The organism is Pseudocolwellia agarivorans (assembly GCF_002000085.1).
GTDB lineage: Bacteria > Pseudomonadota > Gammaproteobacteria > Enterobacterales > Alteromonadaceae > Pseudocolwellia > Pseudocolwellia agarivorans.
Window position 1 is genome coordinate 175,341 of record NZ_MUZU01000009.1, and the last position, 12,478, is coordinate 187,818.

A 12,478-nucleotide genomic window follows, 5' to 3' on the forward strand; every position below is an offset into this window, starting at 1 on the left:
TTTAATATAAAGCCTAACAATTAATGATAAGCGGTTTAAAAAGTATTAACCAACGCCACTATAACGGCAGTACACATAGCGCTACTGAAGATTATGCCATTATTGAAGAACCTTTATTGATCAGCCTGTCTTTTTTAGATAAAGAATCAAAAGCATACCAAACGGTAGATCTCACCGTAGTAATGAGAACACCTGATCATGATAACGCTCTGATCACAGGTTTCTTATTTAACGAACAAATTATTAAATCAATACAAGATGTTGTAAATATTACCCCTCCAGATGAAGCTATAAATAACAATCACCTTATTGTTAAACTTGCACCTAACGTACAACCTGACTGGAAAAAAATAACACGTTCTTTCCCTAGTCAGTCAAGCTGCGGAATTTGTGGAAAAACCTCACTTAATGGTTTAGCAATTAAAACGGATAGTGTTATCGATAATGCTGATTCATGGTTAAAAAGTGATAAGATTATTGAAATAGCAAAAGCACTTAATAGTCATCAGCCGCTATTTAATTTATCAGGTGCTGTGCACGGCGCTGGCTATATTAGCGATAATCAATGGGTATGTGTTTACGAAGATGTTGGTCGTCATAACGCCGTTGATAAAGTGATTGGCGATGTATTTCTTAAAGAAAAAATAACTAAGCAATCTATTTTGGTACTTAGCGGACGGGTGAGTTTTGAATTAATACAAAAAGCCATTACTGCAGCTATCCCTGTAATAATAGCTATTGGTGCGCCTTCAAGCTTAGCCATATCTGCAGCGATTCAGTTTAATATTACCTTAATAGGTTTTACTAAAAATAATAAATTTAACGTATATCATGGCAATCATCGCATTGATTATATACCCGTAACCATTCAAGATGGAGGTTTCAGTGGGAACTAAAAACAATTTAGGCACAGATTTCATGTTCCAGACGAAATCTAAGGTCTACATCCATGTATGCAAGGCATTAAGTTTACGTCATGGTTATTCTCGGTAACTGCTCCTGCGTTACCCTAATGTCCTACATCCATGTAGGAACCTGACTAAAGTTAATAGCGAAGCATAAATTGTTTTTAGACCCATCGAAGAAGCGCTTGAGCAAAATCACTTCTGCGTTAATGCTTTTTATAAGGGAGCGACCATTATTACAAAGCATTACCTTGAATTGATATCGCTCAAGCACTCTGAAATACGCATCTTGAGTGGTAACGGGTATAATTACCACAACGCATAACAAGTAGGTTATAAAATGTCAGTAAAAAATTATAAGGGTCACGCGGGTGGCTGGGGTGCATTAAAAAGCACAGCGACTCACTTATTTAAAAGTGACAATATTGCTAAAAATATTAAAAACCTACTTAAAACAAATCAAGATCATGGGTTTGACTGCCCCGGTTGTGCGTGGGGAGAGAAAGATGAACCGGGACGATTCCGCTTTTGTGAAAATGGCGCGAAAGCTGTTAACTGGGAAGCAACCTCACGCCGCATTGGCAAAGACTTTTTTAAAGAACATTCCGTTAGCTGGTTACAAAAACAAACGGGCTACTTTTTAGAATACCAAGGTCGCTTAGCTGAACCTCTTATTTATAATAGAACAACCGACCATTACGAACCTTTATCTTGGGATAAGGCTTTCTCGATAATTGCACAGCAACTCAACGAATTAGAAAATCCTAACCAAGCCGAGTTTTATACTTCAGGCCGCGCCAGCAACGAAGCAGCTTTTTTATATCAACTTTTCGTTCGAAAGTTTGGCACTAACAACTTTCCCGATTGTTCAAACATGTGTCACGAAGCCAGCGGCGTTGCCCTTAAACAATCAATAGGTATTGGTAAAGGCACCATAAAAATTGATGATTTTGAAAAAGCCGATGCTATTTTTGTCTTTGGGCAAAACCCAGGGACTAACCATCCTAGAATGCTGGACTCATTAAGCCATGCCTCTCGCCGAGGCGCTAGCATAGTAACTTTCAATCCATTAAAAGAAAGAGGCTTAGAGCGATTTGCTAATCCTCAATCGCCTGTTGAAATGTTATCAGGCAGTGCAACTCAAATTTCACAGTATTATTTCACCCCTAATTTAGGTGGTGATATGGCGTGTGTTCGAGGCATGGTTAAAGTGTTACTTGAACAACACAAGGCCGCACAAAAAGATAATAAAAGTGTTTTCGATCTTGAGTTTATAAAGGAACACACACAAGGATTAGATGATTACTTACAAACGGTAGAAACAACAACATGGGAGCACATTACCCAGCAATCAGGCCTTAGTATTGAAGAATTAACGCAAGCAGCAAACATTTACCAAAAAGCCAAAAGCGTTATTATTACGTGGGCAATGGGAATTACCCAGCACAAACATTCAGTTGCTACTATTCAAGAAATCACCAACTTACAATTACTGTTTGGCAACATAGGTAAACCCGGTGCAGGGCTTTGTCCTGTTAGAGGTCATTCAAATGTTCAAGGTGACCGAACCATGGGCATTAATGAGAAACCTGATGCTAAGTTTTTAGATAATTTGTCTCGAGTGTTTTCATTCACTCCGCCTAAAGAAAATGGTCATAATGTTGTTGAAGCAATTGAAGCTATGCTTTCAGGCGAGAGCAAAGTGTTCATTGCCTTAGGCGGTAACTTTGTTTCTGCAACCCCCGATACTGAATTTACACAACAAGCTCTAACACGTTGTAAACTTACCGTAAATATTGCGACAAAATTAAATCAAACGCACCTATTCCCTGGTGAAATTTCAATTATATTACCCTGTTTAGGTCGTACCGATATTGACTTACAAGCCACTGGCGAACAGTCTGTTACTGTAGAAGACTCATTCTCTATGGTGCACAAATCAAAAGGCGTTGTTAAATCAGACACCAGTAACATGCGCTCTGAGCCGGCTATAATTGCAGGCATTGCTCACGCAACATTAGGCGATACCCCAGTAAAATGGTTAGAACTCGCCAATAATTACAATTTAATTCGCGACTATATAGGGCAAACCTTGCCTGAGTTTAACAAAATGAATGAAAGACTCAGTCAACCGGGTGGTTTTTATTTAGGTAATAGCGCAGCAGAACTCACATGGAATACTGCAACTAAAAAAGCTCAAATTAGCGCAAACCAATTGCCTGACGACATTGTACCCGCATCGATTAGAGCATTAACAAAAAATCGCGTTTTTGTTCTACAAACCTTACGTTCGCACGATCAATACAACACCACCATTTACGGCTTTGAAGACCGCTACCGTGGTATTAGTGGTGAACGCAATATTATTTTTATGAACCCAAACGACATAGCTGACTTGGGCTTAAAAAATGAAGACTTAGTTGATGTAGAAAGTTTATGGCCAGATGATATTGAACGTAAAATTTATTCTTTTAAATTAGTCAACTACGACATTCCAACAGGTAATATTGCCGCCTACTTCCCTGAAGCTAACCCTTTAGTGGCATTAAAAAGTACCGGGGATGAAAGCGATACGCCTACGTCAAAATCGATTGCGGTAACCATAAAAAAAGCAGACACATCTGATAGAATTACTTAATAAAAAAGGGGAATGATATAAAAACATCATTCCCCCTCTCAATGTACGAATAAAATATTAAAGTGTATAGTCTCAGTAATATTCATTAATCTTGTTTGTTGAATACACCATAAGATGCCATAAAACACCAAAATTAAATTAATCGGAGAATCACAAAAAACACTATTTAGTCACAAAACAATAAATAAACACCAAATAGTGTCGTAAATTTATTTGGTACAAGTAAACTTATTATCATCAATGATATAACTATCTGCATTATATTTTAATCTATTTCTTTTTTAGATTTAGGGTAGAACTTAAATTTACTATTAATATATCGTAATTCGAAAGCCTCTTTATCGAACGGATTAGTCTGTTGCACATTTTTAATATTTCTTTGAGTTTTTTCTATGCTATTCGAAAATTCAACAAATCTACTTTCAAGAGAGATTATAATTTTTTTTATTTTAGAAAAAGAAAGATGGTTATCAAAAATATAATCTGCGATAGAACTAGAGAAACATAATCCCCTAGGTGTTGTGATACAATAATTATTTAATAATGAACAAGCGTCTGAAGAGTATACTCGAATTTTATAACTACTATCTAAATCAACCTCATCTGTCATGGACCAACACAACTGCCCAAATGCTTCACAAAAACTTGTTGTGTATCTACCATTTTCAACAGAGTTAAAGAGTATTTTACAAGACTCTATCAGTATTATTGAATTAAACGACTCTCTGATAGTGCTAGGTTCTGTTAACTTCTCTACTTCTTCAATAGTAAAAGTTATTAAATGCCCTCTAGCCATTTTTTTTCTAAACTCTTGTTGCGCTATAGACTTCTCGAGTGACTTTTTTATATCAGATGGCTTAATAAGGCTGATGCCTAGAATATTTTTCTTCATTATTGCCTTTCATTTTATTTTATGATTTTCTATTCTAGTTAAAGCTTACTTAAAAATAACAAATAGCAGTCTTGATCAAGCCCAACCAGAAGCCCCCGCATTTATAGCAATGACTTCTTCCTGCTCCTCGCATACAAGAACAAGTTCCTTTTCCTGATGAATAACCTTATGACTTATTAGACACTAATTAACAGTGAATAAAGCATATAGTGTCATGTTATATTTTATTTACTGGCTTAAAAGATCTCTGTTTCTGTTATAACTCAACCAAATTACCTTTACTTTGTAGCCACTCTTTACGGTCGCCACTTCTCTTTTTAGAAAGCAACATATCCATAAGCTCCATGGTTGTATCAAATTCATCAACCGTGAGTTGTACTAAACGGCGAGTGTTAGGATCCATGGTAGTTTCGCGTAATTGTAGAGGGTTCATTTCACCCAGACCTTTAAAACGTTGTACGTTAACTTTTCCACGTTTTTTCTCGGCTTCTATGCGAGCAAGTATACTGTCTTTTTCAGCCTCGTCTAACGCATAAAATACTTCTTTACCTACATCAATTCGATATAACGGTGGCATGGCTACATAAACATGCCCAGCTTGAACTAAAGGTAAAAAGTGCTGAGTAAATAAAGCGCATAATAAAGTTGCTATATGCAATCCGTCGGAGTCGGCATCCGCTAAAATACAGATTTTACCGTAGCGTAGTTCAGATAAATCTTCAGATGCGGGATCAATCCCTAATGCCACTGAAATATCGTGCACTTCTTGTGAGGCAAGTATTTGTCCTGAATCCACTTCCCACGTGTTAAGAATCTTACCTCTAAGAGGCATGATAGCTTGAATTTCACGATCTCGTGCTTGTTTAGCACTACCGCCAGCAGAGTCACCTTCCACTAAAAAAAGTTCTGTTCGAGTTATATCTTGGCTACCGCAATCCGTTAACTTACCCGGAAGCGCAGGGCCTTGAGTAATTTTTTTACGAATAATTTTTTTACTAGCACGTAATCTACGCTGGGCGTTTGAAATACAAAATTCTGCTAGCGATTCAGCTATTTCAGTATGCTCATTCAGCCATAAACTAAAAGAGTCTTTAACCACACCTGTAACAAATGCAGCACATTGACGTGACGATAAACGCTCTTTGGTTTGGCCCGCAAATTGTGGGTCTTGCATTTTTACTGAAAGAATATATGAACATTTATCCCATACATCGTCTGGCGTTAATTTAACCCCACGCGGTATTAAGTTTCGAAACTCACAAAACTCTCTCATGGCTTCAAGCAAACCTTGTCTTAAACCATTTACATGAGTACCGCCTTGAACCGTTGGAATAAGGTTTACATAACTTTCACCAACCCCTTCCCCCCCTTCAGGTAACCAAGTTACTGCCCAATCGGCAGCTTCTTGTTGTGAAGTAAAAGTACCAACAAAAGGTTCTTTAGGTAAAGATTCGTAATCTTTTACTGAATCTTTTAGATAATCAACTAAACCGTCTGCATAGCACCATTCATATTTGTTATCTTCATTTTTATCATGAAACTTAATGGTTAAACCTGGGCACAGTACGGCTTTGGCTTTTAATAAATGAGCTAAACGGCGTGCTGAAAACTTAGGTGAATCAAAATAGCCAGGATCAGGCCAAAACTTAACTCGGCTTCCTGTATTTCTTCGTCCTACGGTGCCAGTTTCATGTAGCTCTTCAACTTTTTCACCATTTTCGAAAGCCATTTCATAGACTTTACTATCGCGTCTTACCGCAACATCAACACGTGTAGATAAAGCATTTACGACTGAAATACCCACACCGTGTAAACCACCTGAAAATTGATAGTTTTTATTCGAAAATTTACCACCGGCATGTAGTTTACAAAATATAAGCTCTATACCTGTTACACCTTCTTCAGGATGAATGTCTATCGGCATGCCTCGACCGTCATCAATAACTTCTAGCGACTGATCTTTATCTAAAATTACCGTTATGTTTTGAGCGTAGCCCGCTAAAGCTTCATCCACTGAGTTATCGATAACCTCTTGCCCTAAATGGTTAGGACGAGATGTATCGGTATACATGCCGGGACGATGTCTTACTGGGTCTAAACCACTAAGAACTTCGATAGAATCAGAATTATATTGTTCGTTCATTTGAGTCATCTATTCGTTGTATTTAATAAAGAAAGTTATTTATGCTTTGTTTTTAGAGCAATTTACGCTGTTAACTGAAGAAACTCTACAATTTTAGGTAGCATTTTTTCATAATTAACAAAGCTATGATCACCATTTGGCTGCACAATTAAATGGCTGTCTTGAAATTTATCAACCGCTTCTTGGTAATTTAACACTTCATCCCCTGTTTGTACCATGACCATATAATTATTTTTTGCGATATGAGGCTTTTCGATCGCAATTAAATCGTCAAGATAACGCTTTTCTACTTTGTAGCTTTCTTGCGTATACGGGTTTATTTGTTCGCCTTCATAACCTGATAATAGCTCGTAAGGTTTAATAGCCGGATTCACTAATACCGCTTTTAAATTGTAGTTTTCACTTAAATATGTAGAAAAGTATCCACCTAATGAAGATCCAATTAACGCCCAATGTTCAGCAGGTGATGCTTTTAAATATTGTTCAAGCTGGTTAATAGCATCTTTAGGGTTAGTCGCCAGCTGAGGACAATGAAACCTAACCTCTGGTAAATATTTTTGTATATATTTTTGAGTTTGTTGCGCTTTTTTCGATAACGGTGATGAATTAAATCCATGGATAAAAAGTAAATTACTCATCATGATTTCCTTTAGCTAAATCGCTTACAAAATGTGTGCGTGTGATATACGTTTTATCGTTACTTAATTCAAATATTCGATAGCCTGCACCTTGACCATTACAGGCTGATGTATCTGCTGTTTGGTCAAATTGAATAGACGTAGCAGGACAAGTATATAAGGGAATATTATATCCTGATTGTTCGGGTTGTATCGATAAGTCGTTGTGCACATGGCCACAGGCTATGGCTTGAATAGAAGGAAACTGTTGGATAGCACTCCAAAATTCAGCTTTATTTTTCAAACCATGTTTATCAATAAAATAACCTACATCAATAGGATGGTGATGCATAAACACAAGCTGTTTTTTTTCAGGATCTATATTTTTGCTTAGCTCATTTAATGTTCCTTCGGATACATAACCTGAGGGTGTTTCGCTTTTGCTATTTATTAAGAGTATCTGCCAAGTATTATTGGTAATAATTTTTGATGAATTAAACGGTTTATTTGTTAAATACTGATCGAGTTGACGATGTTCATCATGATTACCCGCAATAAAATGAACGGGAATTTGAATATCGAGTTGCTGAAATATTTCAACAAATTGATGATAAGAAGCATCAGTATGATCTTGTGTTAAATCGCCAGTAAACAAAATCACATCAGGTTTTTCTACGCCTTGAATATGTATTAATACATTAACTAAATGCTGATAAACATTAGCTCCATAATGCAATGTATATTTATCGGCAAACAAGTGTGTGTCACTAATTTGTGCAATTTTTAAGACGTGTTTCATACTAAAAGTCGTTTCTAAACTATTTTAAATCAAGTGCCAGCTTAACTTGCCCGAGCTCATGGCATAATTGTAACCACTCTTTCAAAAACATATTGATTTGTTGTTTTTCATCAGGCAAATGCATGTTTTTATTGGGGTAGTCGTACCGAGGCTTTACTTGGCGAATATTTTGCGATGATATAACTTCTGCCATACGCGCATCGTGATATAAACGAATAACCATTTTAGGCTGAAATAGATGAGATAATTCCTTGCCAACTTCTACCGTATTTTGGCTAATAGTGATCAAGGTGGTATAACGCGTCACTTCATCTACAGATACAACATATGATAAAAAATCTGAAATGAAAAACTCACGTTCATGTCCTACTTCTTCTTTGTCTGCAAGCAATTTAATTAACAACATATAGTTCACATCACACAAATTCATTAATGTGGCTAGCTGTGGTTTATATTTTTTTGCTTTTACATTCATAGAGTAGACCAAGATTTTTGTAATTGAGAGTAATTCAGTTGTAGCCATTGTAACCCAATTATAGTTGACGCATTGGTAATTTTTCCTTGCGCTAATAAACTCATAGCCTCTTCTCTGGCGATAACATGAACAAGAATATCTTCACCCTCCTCTTCTAAACCGTATACTCCACCTACTTCAGTTACATCAACTTTTGCTGCAAACATATAAATACATTCGCTTGTTCCGCCTGGGCTAGGGAAAAATTGATTTATTTTGATAATGTCGTTTTCTTCAATGGTTAAATTCGCTTCTTCTTTAGCTTCTCTAATAGCCACATCAATCGGATGTTCATTTTCACCAAACATACCGGCAATAAATTCAAGTTGCCACGGCGTATCGCCACTCATAGCACCTAACCTAAACTGTTCAATAATGACGACTTTGTCGGTTACGGGGTCATACGGCAATAAAACAACAGCATCGCCTCTTTCAAAGATTTCTCTTTTAAGGGTAATACTGGTTCCACCTTCATATAGCGCATGGTTCACATGCACTTCATTAATAGTAAAAAAGCCTTTAAATTTTGGCTCTACTTTAACTATCGTCATATCTTTGTGGCCAAATCTTAAAATATCTGGGTATGATTTTTTGATACTCATAGCTTTTACTTCCTCATTTACAGGTCTTTGGAGATTAGGTTTGCCGACTTCCATTTAAAATATAATGACGTATATCATTGCCACTGAATAATTTGTTACACTAGAATGGATTATTTAACACTTAATTCTTTGTAGCTAACAGCTAACGAAGTAAAATAAGTTTATTAAAATGTTTATGGTGATTATATTCATAAACGGATTATACCTTAAGGGATTACCTACCCATGCAAAAAAATATTATATCTCTCATTATTGGCTTAACTGTTATGGTTACTAGCCATTCGTCTAGTGCTGAAAATTTACTTGATGTTTATCAGCAAGCACAGGCAAACGACCCTGTAGTATTAAAAGCACATGCTCAATTTATGGCGTCTAAAGAAAGCATTATTCAAGCACGTTCTGTTTTACTTCCTCAATTATACGCTTTCGGGAAGTTTGAATTAACAGAACAAGAAGTCAATGATATAAAATCAGAAGATAATGAAACTAAAACGATTGGCGCTAGCCTATCAATGGAGTTATATCATCATGCTTCTTGGTTAAAATTAGGTACTGCTAAAAAAAGAGCGCACCAAAGTGACATTGCTTTTCAAGTAGCTCAACAAGAATTAATTGTTAGAGTAACCAAAGCTTACTTTGATGTACTAAGCGCTAAAGACGACCTTGAATTTGCAAAAGCAGAAAAAAAAGCTATTGCACGTCAACTCGATCAAACAAAACAACGCTTTAAGGTGGGCTTAACAGCTATTACTGATGTACACGAAGCACAGGCACAGTTCGATAATACCGTTACTGCTGAAATTAGAGCTGAAAATAACGTATTTAACGCTGAAGAAGCTTTACGTGAAATTACTAATATTTATCCACGTAATTTAGATGTATTAAATACGAAACGCTTTAGTGCTTCTCGTCCTACCCCAGAAAGTGCTAACGACTGGCAACAGACAGCAGAAGCGAAAAATTTAAGCTTAATTTCACAAAAAATTAGTGTAGATATAAGTAAAGATAGCATTAATACCGCGCGCGCTGGACACTATCCAACAATAGATTTAAATGGTCGTTATTCAAAATCAGATATTGACGACCAATTGATGCCCTCACCAACTGTAGACTTTAATAGTCAATCAATAGGTATTGAAATTAACGTACCTTTATACACGGGTGGAGCCATTACAAGTTCTGTACGCCAAGCACAAAGTAATTATGTTGCCGCAAGTCAAGACCTAGCTAAAACTCACCGTAATGTTGTAAGAAGTACGCGCAATGCTTATAACACGGTAATTGCTGCTGTTTCAGCTATTAAATCGTTAGAGCAATCAGTGATTAGTGCAGAAAGTGCTTTACGCGCAACAGAAGCAGGAATGGATGTTGGGATAAGAACGATTGTTGATGTGTTAGACAGTACGCGTAATTTATATAACGCTAAACGTAATCTTTCATCAACTCGATACAATTACATTCAAGCAATATTATCGTTAAAACAAGCTGCAGGAACGATTACCGAGCAAGACTTAGTTGATATTAATAACGGTTTATTACCTTCAACGTAAATAACCTCAGCTCGGGATAAGCAAAGTTACTCAACAAGCTATTTTTACGCCTAACTTCGTTGAATTTATGGCTAATAGCCAGCTATTAGTCATAAATTCTCATTGTTACACACAAACATATCAATGTTGAGAGACTAATATAACTTAGGAAAATAACGATACAGATTGAGCTTTTGATAAATGAGAGCCTTAATTCATTCTCTAACCCAAGTTAAGGTTAAGTAATGTAATTAAATATTTAAAACTAAAAAGGCAGCTATCGCTGCCTTTTCTATTTCACTCATTAAAAATAACGCTCATTTATTAACAATATTTATTAATCATTAATCTTCGAGTTTAATCGCATTTATAATAGCGCTTGTTGAAATACCTTCTTCAAAATTAAGTACTTTAACCTCACCACCAGCAGCTATAACTTCAGCCCCACCCGCAATTTCTTCCACTTTATAATCACCCCCCTTTACTAAAACATTAGGTAAAATATTAGCAATAAGTCGTTGTGGCGTATCTTCAGTAAATGGAACAACCCAATCTACAGCGCCTAAACCAGCCAACACAGCCATACGTCTATCGTTAGGGTTTACAGGCCTGCCTGAACCTTTTAAACGTCTAACTGAGTCATCGCTATTAACGGCAACAATTAAACGTGTTCCTAAAGCTTTAGCGTTTGCTAAGTAAGATACATGGCCAGCATGTAAAATATCAAAGCAACCATTCGTCATTACAATTTGTTCACCACGAGCTTGCGCTAAACCAACTGCTATTTTCAGTTGTTCTTCTGTTAATACACCAAAACCGCTTTCTTGCCCGGTTGATAAGGCATTTAATATTTCGGCTTCGCTCACAGTAGAAGTACCAATTTTCCCCACAACAATCCCCGCAGCTACATTAGCTAACGCACTTGCTTGGTCATACCCTGCATTAGCAGCAATAGCTAAAGCTAACGTTGCAATAACGGTATCGCCAGCTCCAGTTACGTCGTAAACTTCTTTAGCTTGAGTTGGTAAATGGAATTCTTCTTCATTTTTACGTAATAGCGTCATCCCTTGTTCACTACGAGTAATTAATAACGCTTCAAGCTCTAAATCTTCAAGTAATTTATTACCTTTTGCAACAAGTTCACTTTCTGTATTACAAGCCCCTACAACGGTTTCAAATTCAGATAAATTAGGCGTTATTAACGTTGCTCCACGGTATTTACTAAAGTCAGTTCCTTTAGGATCAACCACAATAGCTTTATTGAGTTTTTTCGCTGCGGTAATAAGAGATTGAACATCTGATAAAGTACCTTTGTCGTAGTCTGACAAAAGTAAAACATCGTGTTCTTGTAACAATTGTTCTACCGATCGTGCTAAAACTGATTTATCAACTTGAGCAAAAGACTCTTCAAAGTCTAAACGAATAAGCTGTTGATTTCGGCTGAGTACTCGTAGCTTAGTAATGGTTGTCGTATTATCTTGCTTGTCGAATTGGCAATTAATATCCATTGAAGCTAGGCGTGTTTCTAAAATATCTGACGCTTCATCGTTACCTGTAATACCCGCTAAAGTGACTTTCCCACCTAACGAGGCAATATTTAATGCGACGTTTGCAGCACCACCAGGACGGTCTTCATTGTGGTTAACTTTAACAATAGGCACTGGGGCCTCTGGAGAAATACGTTGCGTTGGACCATGCCAGTAACGATCTAACATAACATCGCCTACCACTAAAACACGTGCTTTACTAAAAGCTGGAATATCTACTTTCATCCTGTACCCTATACCAGATATAATGCGCGATAGTGTATCACACGAATTACTATGAGTTGAATTTATA

General features: G+C 36.6%; 10 protein-coding genes. 3 read left to right on the forward strand and 7 right to left on the reverse strand.

The features are described from left to right. Positions 1 to 23: 23 nt before the first annotated feature. Both fdhD and B0X80_RS14640 read left to right on the forward strand, forming a co-directional pair. Positions 24 to 896 carry a formate dehydrogenase accessory sulfurtransferase FdhD gene (fdhD, locus tag B0X80_RS14635; RefSeq protein WP_077341480.1) on the forward strand — a complete coding sequence of 291 codons (873 nt, stop codon included), beginning with the start codon at positions 24 to 26 and terminating at the stop codon, positions 894 to 896. 349 nt (positions 897 to 1,245) lie between these two features. Continuing rightward, positions 1,246 to 3,543, forward strand: a complete 2,298-nt coding sequence (locus tag B0X80_RS14640) for an FdhF/YdeP family oxidoreductase (RefSeq protein ID WP_077341482.1) — start codon at positions 1,246 to 1,248, stop codon at positions 3,541 to 3,543. A 265-nt stretch (positions 3,544 to 3,808) separates the two neighbouring features. Here B0X80_RS14640 and B0X80_RS14645 read toward each other — a convergent pair whose 3' ends face one another. The 6 genes from B0X80_RS14645 to B0X80_RS14670 all read right to left on the reverse strand — a co-directional run bounded on the left by B0X80_RS14645 (position 3,809) and on the right by B0X80_RS14670 (position 9,110). Beyond that, a complete protein-coding gene (locus tag B0X80_RS14645) occupies positions 3,809 to 4,435 on the reverse strand; it encodes a hypothetical protein (RefSeq protein ID WP_077341484.1) in 627 nt (208 codons plus the stop codon). A 256-nt stretch (positions 4,436 to 4,691) separates the two neighbouring features. Beyond that, the gene (gene parE, locus B0X80_RS14650) at positions 4,692 to 6,578 is read right to left on the reverse strand and encodes a DNA topoisomerase IV subunit B (protein ID WP_139345329.1); all 1,887 of its coding nucleotides are present in this window, start codon (positions 6,576 to 6,578) and stop codon (positions 4,692 to 4,694) included. Between the two features lie 62 nt (positions 6,579 to 6,640). Then, positions 6,641 to 7,219: a YqiA/YcfP family alpha/beta fold hydrolase gene (locus B0X80_RS14655; RefSeq protein ID WP_077341488.1), complete on the reverse strand. Its 579-nt coding sequence runs from the start codon at positions 7,217 to 7,219 to the stop codon at positions 6,641 to 6,643. Further along, positions 7,209 to 7,994: a metallophosphoesterase gene (locus B0X80_RS14660; protein ID WP_077341490.1), complete on the reverse strand. Its 786-nt coding sequence runs from the start codon at positions 7,992 to 7,994 to the stop codon at positions 7,209 to 7,211. Before B0X80_RS14660 ends, B0X80_RS14655 begins: the two co-directional genes overlap by 11 nt. A gap of 19 nt (positions 7,995 to 8,013) precedes the next feature. Then, the gene (locus B0X80_RS14665) at positions 8,014 to 8,469 is read right to left on the reverse strand and encodes a DUF1249 domain-containing protein (protein ID WP_089024893.1); all 456 of its coding nucleotides are present in this window, start codon (positions 8,467 to 8,469) and stop codon (positions 8,014 to 8,016) included. Continuing rightward, on the reverse strand, positions 8,466 to 9,110 hold the full coding sequence (locus B0X80_RS14670) for an NUDIX domain-containing protein (protein WP_077341494.1): 645 nt from the start codon (positions 9,108 to 9,110) through the stop codon (positions 8,466 to 8,468). Before B0X80_RS14670 ends, B0X80_RS14665 begins: the two co-directional genes overlap by 4 nt. 224 nt (positions 9,111 to 9,334) lie before the next feature. On the opposite strand from B0X80_RS14670, the gene tolC reads away from it, so the two are divergent. Further along, entirely contained in the window at positions 9,335 to 10,660 is a 1,326-nt protein-coding gene (gene tolC / locus B0X80_RS14675) for an outer membrane channel protein TolC (RefSeq protein WP_077341496.1), read from the forward strand. Positions 10,661 to 10,983: 323 nt separating this feature from the next. Here the strand turns inward: tolC and hldE are convergent, their stop codons facing one another. Further along, positions 10,984 to 12,411, reverse strand: coding sequence for a bifunctional D-glycero-beta-D-manno-heptose-7-phosphate kinase/D-glycero-beta-D-manno-heptose 1-phosphate adenylyltransferase HldE (gene hldE, locus B0X80_RS14680; protein WP_077341498.1), 1,428 nt, complete (start codon positions 12,409 to 12,411; stop codon positions 10,984 to 10,986). Between the last annotated feature and the right edge of the window lie 67 nt (positions 12,412 to 12,478).